The 14327-nt window shown below is 67.4% G+C and carries 17 protein-coding genes; 13 read left to right on the top strand and 4 right to left on the bottom strand.

The genetic code is table 11. The features are described 5' to 3' along the window. Window positions 1-497: 497 nt before the first annotated feature. The 3 genes from FB390_RS18115 to FB390_RS18125 are packed head-to-tail and all read left to right on the top strand — an operon-like array spanning window position 498 to window position 4925. Entirely contained in the window at window positions 498-1664 is a 1167-nt protein-coding gene (locus tag FB390_RS18115; protein ID WP_141809995.1) for a cytochrome P450 family protein, read from the top strand. After that, window positions 1586-2935: a cytochrome P450 family protein gene (locus FB390_RS18120; protein WP_246124084.1), complete on the top strand. Its 1350-nt coding sequence runs from the start codon at window positions 1586-1588 to the stop codon at window positions 2933-2935. The genes FB390_RS18115 and FB390_RS18120 overlap by 79 nt, the downstream gene beginning before the upstream one ends. A 43-nt stretch (window positions 2936-2978) precedes the next feature. Continuing rightward, window positions 2979-4925, top strand: a complete 1947-nt coding sequence (locus FB390_RS18125; RefSeq protein ID WP_141809996.1) for an acyl-CoA dehydrogenase family protein — start codon at window positions 2979-2981, stop codon at window positions 4923-4925. A 115-nt stretch (window positions 4926-5040) separates the two neighbouring features. Here FB390_RS18125 and FB390_RS18130 read toward each other — a convergent pair whose 3' ends face one another. The 3 genes from FB390_RS18130 to FB390_RS34640 all read right to left on the bottom strand — a co-directional run bounded on the left by FB390_RS18130 (window position 5041) and on the right by FB390_RS34640 (window position 6498). Then, window positions 5041-5571: an SRPBCC family protein gene (locus tag FB390_RS18130; RefSeq protein ID WP_141809997.1), complete on the bottom strand. Its 531-nt coding sequence runs from the start codon at window positions 5569-5571 to the stop codon at window positions 5041-5043. Next, a complete protein-coding gene (locus FB390_RS18135) occupies window positions 5568-5903 on the bottom strand; it encodes an ArsR/SmtB family transcription factor (RefSeq protein WP_185757072.1) in 336 nt (111 codons plus the stop codon). The genes FB390_RS18130 and FB390_RS18135 overlap by 4 nt, the downstream gene beginning before the upstream one ends. Window positions 5904-6066: 163 nt before the next feature. Continuing rightward, window positions 6067-6498, bottom strand: a complete 432-nt coding sequence (locus FB390_RS34640) for a MarR family winged helix-turn-helix transcriptional regulator (protein WP_141809999.1) — start codon at window positions 6496-6498, stop codon at window positions 6067-6069. A 92-nt stretch (window positions 6499-6590) separates the two neighbouring features. Here FB390_RS34640 and FB390_RS34865 point away from each other — a divergent pair, with 92 nt between their 5' ends. The 4 genes from FB390_RS34865 to FB390_RS18160 all read left to right on the top strand — a co-directional run bounded on the left by FB390_RS34865 (window position 6591) and on the right by FB390_RS18160 (window position 8993). Beyond that, window positions 6591-7100 carry a GlcG/HbpS family heme-binding protein gene (locus tag FB390_RS34865; protein WP_141810000.1) on the top strand — a complete coding sequence of 170 codons (510 nt, stop codon included), beginning with the start codon at window positions 6591-6593 and terminating at the stop codon, window positions 7098-7100. Window positions 7101-7263: 163 nt separating this feature from the next. Continuing rightward, window positions 7264-7809 (top strand): hypothetical protein, encoded by a 546-nt coding sequence (locus tag FB390_RS18150; protein ID WP_221639291.1) that lies wholly within the window; start codon window positions 7264-7266, stop codon window positions 7807-7809. Between the two features lie 99 nt (window positions 7810-7908). Then, window positions 7909-8223 (top strand): hypothetical protein, encoded by a 315-nt coding sequence (locus FB390_RS18155; protein WP_141810001.1) that lies wholly within the window; start codon window positions 7909-7911, stop codon window positions 8221-8223. A 185-nt stretch (window positions 8224-8408) separates the two neighbouring features. After that, a complete protein-coding gene (locus FB390_RS18160) occupies window positions 8409-8993 on the top strand; it encodes a TetR/AcrR family transcriptional regulator (protein ID WP_141810002.1) in 585 nt (194 codons plus the stop codon). Between the two features lie 329 nt (window positions 8994-9322). On the opposite strand, the gene FB390_RS18165 is transcribed toward FB390_RS18160, so the two are convergent. Continuing rightward, window positions 9323-10018 (bottom strand): helix-turn-helix transcriptional regulator, encoded by a 696-nt coding sequence (locus FB390_RS18165; protein ID WP_141810003.1) that lies wholly within the window; start codon window positions 10016-10018, stop codon window positions 9323-9325. Between the two features lie 197 nt (window positions 10019-10215). On the opposite strand from FB390_RS18165, the gene FB390_RS18170 reads away from it, so the two are divergent. The 6 genes from FB390_RS18170 to FB390_RS18195 all read left to right on the top strand — a co-directional run bounded on the left by FB390_RS18170 (window position 10216) and on the right by FB390_RS18195 (window position 14279). Next, window positions 10216-10635 carry a hypothetical protein gene (locus tag FB390_RS18170; RefSeq protein WP_141810004.1) on the top strand — a complete coding sequence of 140 codons (420 nt, stop codon included), beginning with the start codon at window positions 10216-10218 and terminating at the stop codon, window positions 10633-10635. A 2-nt stretch (window positions 10636-10637) separates the two neighbouring features. After that, a complete protein-coding gene (gene folE, locus FB390_RS18175) occupies window positions 10638-11231 on the top strand; it encodes a GTP cyclohydrolase I FolE (protein ID WP_141810005.1) in 594 nt (197 codons plus the stop codon). A 108-nt stretch (window positions 11232-11339) separates the two neighbouring features. Next, on the top strand, window positions 11340-11810 hold the full coding sequence (locus tag FB390_RS18180; protein WP_141810006.1) for a DUF1360 domain-containing protein: 471 nt from the start codon (window positions 11340-11342) through the stop codon (window positions 11808-11810). 138 nt (window positions 11811-11948) lie between these two features. Continuing rightward, entirely contained in the window at window positions 11949-12671 is a 723-nt protein-coding gene (locus tag FB390_RS18185) for an esterase/lipase family protein (protein WP_141810007.1), read from the top strand. A gap of 33 nt (window positions 12672-12704) precedes the next feature. Next, the gene (locus FB390_RS18190) at window positions 12705-13271 is read left to right on the top strand and encodes a hypothetical protein (protein ID WP_141810008.1); all 567 of its coding nucleotides are present in this window, start codon (window positions 12705-12707) and stop codon (window positions 13269-13271) included. Window positions 13272-13430: 159 nt separating this feature from the next. Beyond that, window positions 13431-14279, top strand: a complete 849-nt coding sequence (locus FB390_RS18195; RefSeq protein WP_141810009.1) for an LLM class flavin-dependent oxidoreductase — start codon at window positions 13431-13433, stop codon at window positions 14277-14279. Window positions 14280-14327 lie beyond the last annotated feature (48 nt).

Raw genomic sequence — 14327 nt, forward strand, 5'->3', positions numbered from 1 at the left:
CGCTCGGCGTGCCGCGCCGAGGGCAGGCCGGGGCCGATCCGAACCGGAATCGGCCGTGCCGCGCCGTTTTCCGGCTGTGTGGACCGAAGTTGCCTGTCCGGCACTTGGGCTGCGAGCGATGGTTCCGATAGGTATGATGCCCCGATGTGATCGAAACCTGTTTTGGTCGAACACTTTTCAACTGCCGCAAGTTTGCTGAGCGGCGAGCGTGGCGCTGGACCGAACTGGGATCGGCGGGTCTACGCAGCGGCTGAGTTCGTTGCGGCACAAGGCGACCGGGGTTTTGGGGTCGCCAGTGGATTGCCGACTCCGCTCCACCGGGACGCGTCGACACGCGACCGCTTCACCTAGGCAACCTGAAAACGGTTGTGAGTACGTCGCTTTCATCGAAGTATTCGATTTGTAGGGGGTTTTGCTGTGACGTCTACACTGAGAAATCCGACCCTGCCTGCGGCTGCGGATGCCGCAGCCCGGGTCGACGGCCAAGGCCGAACCGAGTGAGGCTGGATTCGGAGGCGTTCGCCGCCGATCCGCACGGTGCGTATTCCGCGCTCCGTAAGGAACACGGTCCGCTGGCCCCCGTGGAGCTGGCCGACGGGGTCTCCGCGACACTGGTGCTCGGCTACCGCGAGGCGCTGCAGATCCTCAGCGATCCAGCGCGTTTCCCGACCGATCCAACGGATCTTCCATCGGACGCAGGCTGGCCTGCGCTTCCGCTGTCGCAGTGGCGGCCGAGCGCCGCCCGAGGCGAGGACCCCAACCGGCACCGGGAGGCCTACAACGACTGCCTGGCTCGGGTCGATCTGCACGCGTTGCGCTCCGACGTCATCGCCAACGCGGTACCACTGATCAACTCGTTCTGTGGTGAAGGCGCCGCCGATCTGCTCAACGAGTACGCCGTACCGCTGACCGTGCGGGTGATCAACGCCTTGCTGGGCTTCCCGCCGGAAGCGGACGACGCCGCGTTCGCCGCGTTGACGCACATGCGCGACGCCGCCGACGCGGCAGCGGCGGAGACGGCTGCCGAGCAGTTGGCCGCGGTCGTCCGAAAAACTCTGGCGGACAAGCGGGCGCGACCCGGCTCGGATGTGATGTCGGCCCTGCTGACGCACCCCAGCCGGTTCAGCGACGCGGAGATCACCCGGACCGTCGGCATGATGTACGAGGGCGGCGCCGAGCCCACGTGGAACTTGATCGCCAACACATTGCTCGAGATGACCAAGGACGTGTCGTTCCGCGATGTCCTCCTCGGCGGATCCCTCTCGACGAGAGACGCGATCGACGACGTGCTGTTCGGTGACCCGCCGGTGCCCAACGGCTGCGTCAGCTATCCGCGCCAGCCACAGATCATCGGCGCCACGATGCTCCCGCCGAATCAGCCGGTGATCACCAGCATGGCGGCATCCAACAACGATCCGACGACGAGCGGCGGCGATCGCACCGGCAACCGATCGCATCTGGCGTGGGGAGCCGGACCGCATACGTGCCCGGACAAGGCTCAGGCGGTGGCCATGGTGATCGCCACCGAGGCCGTCGAACAACTACTCGACGTCCTACCCGAGATCGAGCTCGCCGAGCAGCCGCAATGGCGGCGCGGCGCGTTCCACCGTGCGTTGACAGCTCTACCGGTGACCTTTCCCAAAACCCCACCCCTGAATCTATAAGGAGAAGCCGCGTGCAGCCGCAGCAGGCGCCACTTCGTGAGGGCGCCGAACCACGCCCCATCGAGTTGATCGGGCCACGAATCTCGCTCTACAGCCCCGAGTTCGCTCACGATCCGCACCGCGCCTACGAAGAAATGCGTCGCCGCTACGGACCGCTGGTGCCGGTCGAGATCGACCCCGGCATTCCGGCGACCCTTGTCATCGGCTACTCGACGGCGGTCAAGATCCTCGGCGACGAAACGCGTTTTCCGGCCGACCCGCGGGCCTGGCAGAAGACCATCGATCCGGATTCGCCGATCCTGCCGATGGTGGAGTGGCGGCCCAACGCCCTGCGCAATGTCGGTGCGACGCGCATTCGCTACCGGACGGCGACCAACGATGCGCTGGCCGGTGTGGATCTGCATTCGCTGCACGCGGTCGTCGAGCGGATCGCGGTTCAGCTGATCAACTCGTTCTGCCGCGCGGGCGAGGCCGATCTCATCAGCCAGTACGTGCAACCGCTGGTGTTCTCCGTGCTCAACCACATCCTCGGGTGCCCGCCCGAGATCGGCGAGCGGGTGGCCGCGGCGTCGGCGGCGATGTTCGAGGGCGTGGACACGGCCACGGTCAACGCGATGCTCGACGACGCTTTGCTCGAGCTCGTCGATCTCAAACGCGCCCATCCCGCCGAGGACGTCGCCACCCGGCTCGTCCAGCATCCGGCCGACCTCGACGACAAGGAACTGATCAACGCGCTGGTCACCTGTTACGCGGCGGGCATCGAACCGCAGCAGAACCTGATCAGCAATACGTTGCGGTTGATGCTCACCGACAGGCGTTGGGAGACGGACAATCTCGGTTCGGCGCCGCTGACACGTGCGGCGCTGGAAGAGATCCTGGCCACCGACCCGCCATTGGCCAACTACTGCATCACCTATCCGCCCAACCCCGTCATGATCGCGGGGGCATCGCTGCCCGCGAACGAACCGGTCATCATCAGCATGGCGGCGTGCAGCAACGATCCGGCGATGAACAACGGCCAATACTTCGGCCACGGAGCGGCGTGGAGTCTGGGTTGGGGCGGTCCCAGCCCGCACCAATGCCCCCGGCAGGCGCAGGCATCCGCGTTCCAGATAGCCCAGGACGCCATCGACCAACTGTTGGACGCGCTTCCGGAATTGCGGTTGGCGATCCCGGCCGACGACCTGGTGTGGCGTCCGGGCCCGTTCCATCGAGCGCTGGCGGCACTGCCGGTCGCCTTCCCCAAGATGCCGCCACTGAATGTCGGGTGAGGCGTATGAACTGAGGCCGACCAGATGATCCGGGCTGAGCGCGGTGCTCAGCCCGGCCGGTGTTTCCATTTTCGTTCCGCCCGCGACTGCGCGTCCGCGCTCGACGTCGTGGACAACCGCGCGGGTGGCAGGCAGTACAAGGGTGAGCGCAATGACCAGAGCTGAACTTCCCGTCGACCTATCCTCCGAATCCCTGCTGGAGCTGAATGATCCTGGCTCGACCGTCCGAGCGTTGCGGGAGGTGATCTTCGGCGCGCATACCGAGCTGCACCTGCGAGTCCGTGACATCGTCGCCGGCCTCGGTGATGTCGCGCGGTCCGATCTCACCTTCACCCAGCAGACCCAGGCCGCGCCCGATCTGCTGCGCGCGGTCATCGCGGCTCTGGGCCGCCCCGCCCGCGACATCGCGACCGACACGCAGTTGCGCGGCGCGCTGTGCGACTGGGCTCAGGTCGCCGCACCCCGGTTGCTGCTGGTGCTGACCGGCCACTTCGACCTCGCGATCGGCGCGATCCTCGCCCACGGCAACGGCTCGCCCTACCAACAGGCGTGTCTGGCGGACTTGGACTCCGGCGCGGCGATGGGGGTGCTGGCGCTGACCGAACTGGGCGGCACGAACGGAGCGGACCAACAGACCCTCGCCGAGTGGGACCCCGTCTCCAGGGGGTTCTGGCTGACCACGCCGTCACCGGAAGCCGCGAAGTTCATGCCGAATGTCGGTTGCGACGGGGTGCCGAAGATCGTCGTGATCACCGCCCGGCTGGTCATCGACGGCCGCGACGAGGGCGTCCTGCCGTTCCTTTTGCGGATGCGCACAGCCGACGGGCTCGCGGCCGGCGTGGAGGTGGTCACGCTGCCGGACAAGACATCCGCGCCGATGGATCACGCGATGCTCCGGTTCGATCGGGTATGGCTGCCGCGTGAGGCGCTGTTGGGGGGTGAGTGGGCGCGGTTCGGCGAGGACGGCCGGTTCGAGTGTGCGCTGCCGCCGCGCCGCCGTTTCCATCGCGCGATCGCGGTTCTCGACAACGGACGCCTGGACCTGGCGACCGCGGCCATCGCCAGTGCCCGCGCGGGCTTGGCCGGACTGGTGAACTACAGCCGCCAGCGACGTCCAGGATCCGGCACGAGGATGTCCGACCGCGACGCGGTGCGACGGGACCTGGTGTCGGCCTTGGTGTCGGTGTACGCGACCAGCGCACTGGGGCAACAGATCCGGGACATGCGCGCGACCGCCGACGATCCCGACCAGAGGCTGTGGTCGGCGCTGGCCAAACCCTTGCTGTCCCACACCGCCGACAACGTGCTCCGGATCTGCCGGCAGCGCGCCGCGGCGCAGGGCGCCTTACGCGTCAACCACCTGGTGGACTGGCTCGGCAATCTGGAAGCGATCATCACCGCCGAGGGTGAGAATCAGATCCTGCTGGTCATGGCCGGGCTATCCCGGAGCCTGACCGCACTTCGACTACCGAACACGCCCGCACAGCTGCCGTGGTACCTCGATCTGCTCGTCGATCGTGAACGCACGCTCGCCGCCGCGATGGAAGACGGCCGCTATCAATCGGCAGGCGTCGTCCTCGGCCGGGACTCGGCGGCGATCGAGCTGGCCACCGCTACCGGAGATCGGCTCGCGACGACCGCCCTGGTCATCGCCGCCGCCCGAACGGTCGATCCGGCCGCCAGGAGACTGATCGAGTCGACCGCCACGGCGTACGCGCTCGGACGCGTCGACGCCCACGGCGCGTGGTACACCGCCCGCGGCTTGCTGCCGTCGGAGCGCGCCGCGCGAGTCGAGACCCAGTTGCAACGGCACTACGCCGAGCTGGCGGGCCATTTGCCGGGCATGGTGGACGCATTCGCCATTCCGGCCCTGCCCGGCCCGATCTTCGCGCCCGACAACACCGGTGGGCCGGCGAAGACCAGCGACCGACCGGCCGCCTACGTCGAACGGTGGATGGAGTACGCCGGGTGGACCGGTCGCTGGTCCTAGCCCGATCAGCACACCGAGCCGCGGTCGTGACCGGTTGTCGCGACCGCGGTATCGGTCCGGGCCGACAGGTCGCCGACCTCGGCGCGCGTCCGTTCGAGCGCGAAACGCGGACCCGCTACTCCGGGATGCGCTCGGCGTACTCCGCCTCGAGCCGAGCGAGCTTGGGCCAGAACGGTTCCGGAGTGCTGCCCGAGAGCCGGGTGACCAACAGGTCGAGGTGGCTGTGCCAGCCGCCGGAGACGCTGAGCAGGGCGCCGCGGTCGGGGAGCTTGCGGTGGTCGAGTTCCAGGCGGACCTGTTCGCCGACCTGCTCCAGCGTGAAGGTGACCTCGGACCCGTCACCCCAGGTGAACGACAGCAGCCGCGGCGGGTCCCAGGCCAGGACCTCGCCCCGCATCCGGTGCTCGTTCGAGTACTGCGGCGGCGCCGGATCGTCGGCGCCGGTGAGTTCGGAGTTGCGGAAGATCAGTTCGACCTCGCCGCCCGCCGCCTCCGCCATCTCGCCGCCCGCCAGCCAGGTGCGCCGCAGCTCGGCGTCGGTCAGGTATCGCCACACCCGCTCGATGGGGCCGGGCAGCAGTCGCTCCATGCGCACCGCGCCGGGTTCGGTCACCGTGCCGTAGCCGGAAATCTGTTGTGCCGTCATGATTCATCCTCGGTTCGGAGTAGTTCTTCGAGCCTGTCGAGCCGCTCGGTCCAGAAGCGCTCGTAGAAGCGCATCCACTCGGCGCCGTCCCGGATAGGCCGCGCGTCGAGGCGGCAGACATGAACCCGGCCGCGCACCGTCCGCCGCACCAACCCCGCGCGCTCGAGCACCTGAATGTGCTTGGACGCCCCGGCCAGTGTCATCGCGTACGGCTCGGCCAACTCGCCCACACTGTGCGCCCCCTCGGCGAGCCTGCGCAGCATGGCCCGCCGGGTGGGGTGCGACAGCGCGTGAAACAGCGCGTCCAGCCGCTCGGATTCTTGTTCAACCACATGGTTGAGTATGCGCCCCGCAAGGTCTGATGGTCAACCACTTGGTTGAATTAATTCGCCAGTGGTCGCTGCGGACACGTCCGAGCCGACTGCCGTACGGGCGGTGGTACGAGCGCCTGAGATCGATTGCCGGCGCTGGGTGAACAACCGCACCGGTGGAGTGCTAATCGAGGGCGCGGGCGAGCAGGAGAGTGAGATGGTCGCGTTCGGCGGCCGACAGCGCGTGGAAGAGTTCGGCCTGTACTGCCGAGAGGGCCGTGTCGAGTTCGTCGAGTCGGCGTCGTCCCCCGGGTGTGAGGGTGATCAGATTGCGGCGTCGATCGCTGGGGTCTGGTAACCGCTCGACGTGACCTTGTTCTGCCAGCTCGCTGACCATGGTGTGCATGTCGCTCTGGTCGATCGCGCACCGCTGGCCGATCTGCGCCTGGCTGCCGGGACCGAATTCGTCGAGCGCGGCGAGGATCGCGAAGTGGTAGGCGCGACCGCCCGCATCGGCCATCGCTTCTGCGATGAGCCGATGCGCCCGAGCCGACACTTTGCTGATCAGCCAGCTCGGCTTGGTTCGTAGCCGTGCGGGTGTTTCGTCGATCGCCATGCAGGCAGTGTAGGCATTCCCTTGGTTCTCCCAAGGAATCCAAGTATTCTTGGTCCGCCCAAGTTTGGTCGAACCAAGGAAAAGCGGAATCGATGTCACTCACTCTCGACGAAGCCCGAGTCGTCAGCGCCCGTGTGCGCGAACGTGCCGCAGAACTGGGTGCGCGGATCACCGTCGCGATCGTCGACGACGGCGGGCACCTTCAGGTCCTCGATCGCATGGACGGTGCGCCGCCGTTGTCGGCTCGTATCGCCCCGGCGAAGGCGTCGAGCGTGGCGCTGTTTCACCGCGACGGCAGCGAGCTGGTGCGGTTGCAGCAGGCATGGCCCGCGCTGTTCGCGCAGATGGATCACCTGGCGGGCACGCCGATCGTGGCGGGCGCGGGCTCTCGCTTGATCCGGCGTGGCGATGTCGTTGTCGGTGCGATCGCGGTCAGCGGTGGGAAGCCGGAGCAGGACGACGAGTGTGCCGATGTCGGGCTCGGCATCTGTTCGTCCGCGCCGTCCGCTGCGGGTCGAGTACAGCGGAATGGTCCCCGCGGTGGCGCTATCGACCGCGACGGCGGTCGTGGTGATGTCCGTGGTCGCGACGTCAGTCAATGACGTTGTCATGAATGCGTTTGTTGGGAGGAGCGTCATTCCGCACGGGCCGGTCGTCGCTGCTGGTCCCGGACCAAGTGAGATTAGGATCTTGGAGCGTGGTCCACGGGCGATCGCTCGGCATCGAAACCCCGCGAGCCGCAACGACATTGCCCGACGTGTCTGCTTGGAGAACGCATTGAACAGCCCGTACTCGCCTGTCGAGGAGCTCAACCTGCTGATGGGTTTGCAGGACAGGCTCGGCTACGAGAATTACGCCGACGGATTCGGTCTGACGGACTTCGGGGACATCTCCGGCTTGGTCGCGGGCTGGTCCAAGGACTCGGAGTTCACCGACCGGCTGATTCCCTTCGCGCAGGCCAACGGTTCCGGTTCGTTCTACGCGCTGTGGCGTCTCGACGACCGGGCCGACCTGGCGACGCTGCCCGTCGTCGTCTTCGGGGACGAAGGCGGGGAGTACGTCGTCGCCCGCCACGTGCGGGAGTTGTTCCAGCTCCTCGGCTTCGACTCGGAGATCCGAGTGGACTGGGAAGAGGTGTATTTCTATCGCGGAGAGGACGAGGCGCACAGCGACTGCCACGACGAGTTCGTCGCTTGGCTCGACGAGAACTTCGGCCTGTCGCCGGCGGGCGACCCGGCAGCTGTACTCGCGGCGGCACAGGCGGAGCTGGGGGAGCGGTTCGCCGACTGGGCCAAGCCGTTCCTCTCCTGACCCCCGCTCGATTCAGCTCCACGGCCGAACGACATCCACACCGTTCCTGGACGCCGTACGATTCGCCGAGGACCCGCTGAGCAGATCGGTAGCACCACAATGATTCTCGCGACAGCCCTCGACGTTCTGGCGCAAGTCGGCAACCCCGCACCGGAGCCGCCGCCCGAGTCGGGCAAATCCTTGCAACTCGTCCGATATCTGATCTGGTTCGCCATCATCGGCGTGGTCGCGGTGGTCGTGATCGGTATTCCGCTGATCGTCGTCCTGGTGACGCGCCGGTCCAACCGTCGGGCGCCGGGCGGGCCGGGTCCGGGCTACGGTGGCGCGCACCCGCCGGGGCCGGGTGGACCCGGCGGGGGTGGTCCGGCGGGCAGTGGGAACCACGGTTACGGTGGCGGCGGCCCGAGGGTCTGAGCGCCGCCGACATGGACCCTTCGCGAACAGGGTCGTAGCCGAACCGGTCGGTCCGACGAGCACGGCCGATAGTGAACTTCTGATACGAAGTGCCTGTTCTGTAGGTTTACATGTCAACGGTTGGGCGTGACGGCCGAGGCGCACATGATCGACCGATCGGTCGCAATAGGGAGGAATGTCGAAACATGGCGCGCACCAAGGAATTCGACCCAGATGTCGTCTTGGAGCTCGCCATGGATCTGTTCTGGGAGCGCGGGTTCGAAGCGACTTCGATGTCCGATCTGGTCGAGCATCTCGGCATAGGCAAGGCCAGCATCTACGCCGCTTTCGGTTGCAAACACGAACTGTTCAGCAAGGCGCTGCAACGCTATCTGCAACTCGCCGACGAGCGGATCACCGGCGCGCTCTCCCAACCGGGCCCGGCCGTACCCGCCATCCGAGCGCTCCTCGGCCGTTTCGTCTCCGAAGCCTGCGACGAACACCGCTACCTGGGCTGCCTGGTGTCCAATACCGCCGTCGAGCTCGCCGCCCGAGACCCCGAGATCGCCGCACTGGTCGAATCCGGCTGGGCAAGCTGGGAAACCATTTTCGCTTCGGCGTTCGAGCGCGCCCAGGCGCAGGGCGAACTGGCGGCCGACCGCGACCCACGTGCGCTGGCCCGGTTCCTGCTGGTCTTCCTCCAGGGCGTCTGGGTCTTCGAGCGCACGCCCAACGCCGCCACCCGCCTGCGCGACGCCAGCGAAATGGTAGCGGCGTTTCTGTTCGGTTAGCCCACGCCGGATCGGAGCCGCCGTATCCCTCGAGCCGCATCTCGCAAACATCCCACCAATCGACTGACTGCGGGAGTCCCGAGCCGGTAGTTCGGCGCCGAAATTTGCCGCATATTCGCGGCGATCATGGGTAGGCGGCATCTGATCGACGATTCGCGGGACCCGAGGAGGTGATCGCGATGATGATGCCCGGTATGTGCATGCAGATGATGGACATGTTCATGGGTCTGCTCAACATGCTTCCCGGCATGCCGATGATGATGTGATCACTGGAAAGAATCGGCCTCCAGGGCGAATCAGCACCCTGGAGGTCGTTGCCCGAACGGCCGTCAATCCGTGGTGGAGTGCAATTCGACGCAGCATTCGCCCGCGCGCGGCACCAGTGCGGCTCGCACGCTCGCGGCCTCCAGCCCGGTCAAGACACCGGAGAGGAAGGCATGGTTGAGACCGCACACCAATTCCGGCGCGGTCTGCGCCAGTGGATGGAACGGGCAATTGCGCAGCCGGACGCAGGACGGGGATTCCCGGCTCGGTTCGAAGCCGTACTCACCGAGCAGGCTGTGCACGAGGGTGAGCGCACGCTCGGTACTCAACCGACCGGGTTTGACGCGATCCCGCTCGGCGCGCCCGATGTCCGCACCGCGACGGCCGGCGACCCGCATCGCGGCGTCTCGGGCCGTCTCGTCGGCGCCTTCACCGAGAACGGCGTCCATCAGGATCTCGGCGAGCACTTCGTAGCGGCGCTCCGGGATGCTCACCCGAACGTCGACGTCGGTGGGCTCGTAGACCTTGGGGGCGCGCCCGACACGTCGAACGCCGCCGACCGCCTCGTAGTGTGCGCGCAACAATCCGGCGTCGACGAGCTTGTCCAGATGGAACGCGGCCAGCTTCCGCGAGATCCCGACTTCGGCGGCGGCCTCGTCGCGGGTCACCGGATGGTGGGCCCGCCGGATGAACCAATACATGCGCCGCCGCAGCTCATCGTCGAGTACGGCGACCGCGCCGATGGCCGATTCAGTGGTCACGCGACCACGATACGCCAATTCGAGCAGTTTTTATGGGGCAGGCAGCACGATGATCCAGGTGCTTGACCTCCGTCACGAATAACGCCAATAATCGTTGGCGAAACTACGAACGGGAGCCCGGATGGTCGACGACACCGCTCGAGCCGCCGGATTCCCACGCTGATATCGCCTTCCCACCTCATCCGCAGGAGCACATCATGGGCATCGCAGCACTGATCACCTGGCTGTTGACCGCGGGCGGCGGCTCGGTCCTGCTCGCCACCTGGATCGCCAAAGGCGGCGCGCGACAACCAACCGCCAGCCACCTGCCGCCACCGGTCGTCTTCGGTCACTTCCTGCTCGCCGCGGCAGGACTCGTCGTCTGGATCGTCTACCTGGTAGCGGACGCCACGGCGCTGGCTTGGATCGCGTTCGCCCTGTTGGTCCCCGTCGCCGCCCTCGGATTCGCCATGCTCCTGCGCTGGCTGCCGGTCTACCGCGCCCGCACGGCCAATGCCGGCGACTCCGCTCCGCCGGAACGGCACTTCCCGGTCGCGATCGTCGGCGCGCACGGCGTCCTGGCCGTCACCACGGTGGTCCTGGTCCTGCTCACCGCCCTGGGCATCGGAGCCGACTAGACATGACCCGCGCCGCCCTCCGCGTCGTTCACGACCACACCACCCTCGATCTGGACGCGGCCGAACTCGCCGCCCGGGATTTCCTGCTCGCGCTCGGCGTCGATCTCGACGCCGATCACCTGCACGCCACCCCCGGTCGCATGGCTCGCGCCTACGCCGAGCTGTTCACCTCTCGCCCGTTCGACCTGACCACCTTCCCCAACGACGAGGGCTACGACGAGCTCGTCCTCGCCCGCCGAATCCCGTTGCGGTCGGTGTGTGAGCACCACCTGCTGCCGTTCGTCGGTATCGCCCACGTCGGGTATCTACCCGGCCAGCGCATCCTCGGGCTGTCCAAGCTCGCCCGCATCGTCGAGCACTTCTCCCGCCGCCCGCAGGTCCAGGAACGACTCACCAAACAGATCGCCGACTGGCTCGCCGAGCACCTGCAACCCAAGGGCGTCGGGGTCGTCATCGAAGCCGAGCACACCTGCATGACATTGCGCGGCGTGCAAGCGGCCGGCGCCACGACGGTCACCTCCACCCTGCTGGGCAGCTTGCGCGAAGATCCCCGCTCGCGTCAGGAGTTCTTCGCCCTCACCGGCATCGCGCCCTGACCGGAGACCAACGGGGCGAACGTCGGATATCGGGACCGGTTGTGCGCTTAGCATGGCTGTAGGCCATAGAGGCGGTGTGAATCCGACGAGCTGCGGGATGGTGCGTTCATGACGGAGGACAACCGATCGCGGAGTGGTTATCTCGCGACCCTGGTGATCTACGCGATCACCGTGGTCGCGGTGGCTGTCCTCGGCAGGCTCACCCACCGGAAGCTTCCGGAGGCCATGTGCGTGCAGGATTTGGTGACGACCGCGTTCGCGGCGCACAAGCTCTCCCGTACCGTCACCAAAGACGCTGTGGTCGCACCGCTCCGGGCCCCGTTCACGCGGCCCGCGGGCGACGGTGGCCCCGGCGAGGTGATGGAGCGGCCGAAAGCCGACGACGGCGTCGCACACAGCATCGGTCAGCTGCTGACCTGCCCGTTCTGCTTCGACGTGTGGGTGGTCACCGGCTTCACCGTCGGCCACGTCTTCGCGCCGCGCACCACCCGAATGATCGGGGAGTCCTTGGCCGTGCTGGCCGGTGCCGACTTCCTGCACCTGGCGTACGCGACCGCCCAGCGGATCGCCGAGAAGTAGACCTCGCCGGAGGCCGCCCGCTGTCCCCGCACGAGCGCTGTGGCGTGGAGCCGATGCTCGGGCGGGCCGTCCGCGGGTGACCGGCGCGCGTCCACTACTGTCCCCACCGACATTTCGCCTCTTCGAGGAAGCAGGTCGATGGATACCCTGCGGAAGCTGCTCGCCCGTCTGGTTTCGGTCGTGCTCGTTCTCGGCGTCGTGGTCGGGTCCGCCGCCGCCGAGCCGGTTCCCGGTTCCGCGCGGAACCCGGTCCTGGTGATCGGCGGGTTCGACGCGAACGTCGGCAAGCTCGAGACGTTGCGGGCGTGGCTGGAATCGCGCGGCTACACCGCGTACGCGATGGTGCTGCCGGGCACGCCCGCCGCGACGGCACCGCTGGTCGAGTCGGCGGCGGCCGTCGCGGCCGAGGTCGCCGAGATCCGCCGCGAAACCCGTTCGGCGCGAGTGGATCTCGTCGGTCACTCGATGGGCGGTCTGGCCCAGCGCCACTACGTGAAGTTTCTCGATGGGCGAGAGTCGGTGGACACCTACGTCGATTTCGGCACACCGGAGAACGGCGTGGTTCTGGCCTTGCTGTGCTCCCCCTTCTATCCGGGCTGCCGCGACCTGAGCCCGGGTTCGCCGTTCCTCACCGCGCTCAACACCGCACCGGCGATTCCCCCTGATCTGCCCGCCTACCACCTGTTCTCCGAGGACGCGGGCGAGGAGCGCGAACCGCTGCCCGGCGCGAACAACGCGAGCGTGCAATCGTTCTGCCCGGGCCGCCGGGTGTCGCACGCCGACGAACCGATCGACGGCGCTTTCCAGGAGTTGATCGACAGCGCGCTGCGCGGCGGGCCCCTGGCCACCGGTTGCCCCTGATCGTATGTCCGAGGCTGCTTCTACAATCCGCGCGTGACCCTCACTCTCGCCGACCTCGTCGGCTACACCGATCGCGACCTCGACGCCGACCTGGCGCGGTGGTTCTCCGATGCGACTCCCGTCCAGGTACCGGAGGAAACCCGGCCGGTGACACCGTTTCTCGCGCGCCTCGCTCCCGCGGACGCCGCGGCGCTGGCCGCGCTCGACCGCCGGGTGCGCTCGGGCCGCCTGCCGCAGTTCCTGGACATCTTCTCCTGGTCCTACGGTTTCGACTTCGGCGAAAACGGCTGCGGGTTGCTGGATTCCGACTACACCACGGAACTCACCGATGACGACGTCTACTCGATCGGCGCCGACGGCGGCGGCAATCTGTACGTCGTGCTCACCAACGGTCAAGTGGCCGTGTGGTTTCACGAGGAGGAGGTGCTCGAAGGCGGCACCCGCTTCGACAACCTCGACGTCTTCCTCTGGTCGTTCGTGCGCTACCGGGCCGTCCGCGCGGGGAAGCTCGAGCGCTCGGCCGTGGAAGCGGACTTCGTGGCCCTCGGTCAGGACGGCGCACTCGAACCGAACCTCGGCCTGTTGCAGTACATGAAGTAGCTGTGCCCGTTTGCGTGGCGTGGCGCGGCGAATCTATAGTGGCCGTAATCCGATTGGTGCTCCCCAGAAGTACAGCCGCAGAATGGGAGACCACGCCTCGATGATCCAGGCGATGGAGTGGGCGGTGTTGTTTGCCCACCCATTTTTCTGGAGGAATCCATGCATATCGGACTCGGATTGCCGGTCTCCGACCCCACTGTTCTGCTCGATTGGGCGCGCCGTGCCGACGCGGGACCGTTCTCGACGCTCGGCTTGCTCGACCGCCTCGTCTACGACAATCCCGAGCCATTGGTCGCGCTGTCGGTCATCGCGGGAGCGACCAGTCGCGTCAAGGTGCAAACCGAGGTGTTGCTCGCCCCGCTGCGGGAGACGGCACTGCTAGCCAAACAGGTTGCGACACTGGATCGTATGTCCGGCGGCAGGCTGGTGCTCGGGCTCGGCGTCGGTGGACGCGCCGACGACCATCTCGCCACCGGCGTCGAGCTGCGCACGCGCGGCCGCCGGATGAACGAGCAACTCGCGCACCTGCGCAGCCTGTGGTCGGGAGAGCCGTTCGGCGCGGAGTGCGGTCCGATCGGCCCGAATCCGGTGCGTCCTGGAGGTCCGCCGATCCTGTTCGGTGGCTTCAAGCCCGCCGCCCTGGAACGCGTCGCGCGCTGGGGCGACGGTTTCCTCTCCGCGGTTCCGCCGAACTGGGCGGGCGGGTTGTTCGACTCCGTCCGCAAGTCCTGGCACGACCACGGACGCGATGGTGAGCCCCGGCTCGTCGCGCAGGTCAATGTCGCCCTCGGCCCACAACCCGTGGTCGACGAAGCCCGCGCGGCGATCGGCGCCTACTACGAGTTCACCGGCTGGGCCGACAACATGGTGGCGGGCCTGCGCACCACTCCCGACGAGATCCGCGCGACCGTAACGCAATTCGCCGATCTCGGCGCCGACGAGGTGATGCTCTACTGCTACGGCGCCGATCCCGGCCAGGTCGACCGCATCGCCGATGTGATCGGCTGATCGAGCATCCGGGCCCGTCGGCGGTCGTGCCGACGGGCCCGTCCTAGG

Origin of the sequence: Nocardia bhagyanarayanae, from assembly GCF_006716565.1 — a bacterium.
GTDB lineage: Bacteria > Actinomycetota > Actinomycetes > Mycobacteriales > Mycobacteriaceae > Nocardia > Nocardia bhagyanarayanae.

Coding starts and splice junctions, on each gene's coding strand:
- FB390_RS18120 (WP_246124084.1), top strand. CDS start 1,586: ATGGCGGCGCGGCGCGTTCCACCGTGCGTTGACAGCTCTACCGGTGAC.
- FB390_RS18130 (WP_141809997.1), bottom strand. CDS start 5,571: ATGACGGCACAACAGATTTCCGGCTACGGCACGGTGACCGAACCCGGC.
- FB390_RS34640 (WP_141809999.1), bottom strand. CDS start 6,498: ATGGCGATCGACGAAACACCCGCACGGCTACGAACCAAGCCGAGCTGG.
- FB390_RS34865 (WP_141810000.1), top strand. CDS start 6,591: ATGTCACTCACTCTCGACGAAGCCCGAGTCGTCAGCGCCCGTGTGCGC.
- FB390_RS18155 (WP_141810001.1), top strand. CDS start 7,909: ATGATTCTCGCGACAGCCCTCGACGTTCTGGCGCAAGTCGGCAACCCC.
- FB390_RS18160 (WP_141810002.1), top strand. CDS start 8,409: ATGGCGCGCACCAAGGAATTCGACCCAGATGTCGTCTTGGAGCTCGCC.
- FB390_RS18170 (WP_141810004.1), top strand. CDS start 10,216: ATGGGCATCGCAGCACTGATCACCTGGCTGTTGACCGCGGGCGGCGGC.
- folE (WP_141810005.1), top strand. CDS start 10,638: ATGACCCGCGCCGCCCTCCGCGTCGTTCACGACCACACCACCCTCGAT.
- FB390_RS18180 (WP_141810006.1), top strand. CDS start 11,340: ATGACGGAGGACAACCGATCGCGGAGTGGTTATCTCGCGACCCTGGTG.
- FB390_RS18185 (WP_141810007.1), top strand. CDS start 11,949: ATGGATACCCTGCGGAAGCTGCTCGCCCGTCTGGTTTCGGTCGTGCTC.
- FB390_RS18195 (WP_141810009.1), top strand. CDS start 13,431: ATGCATATCGGACTCGGATTGCCGGTCTCCGACCCCACTGTTCTGCTC.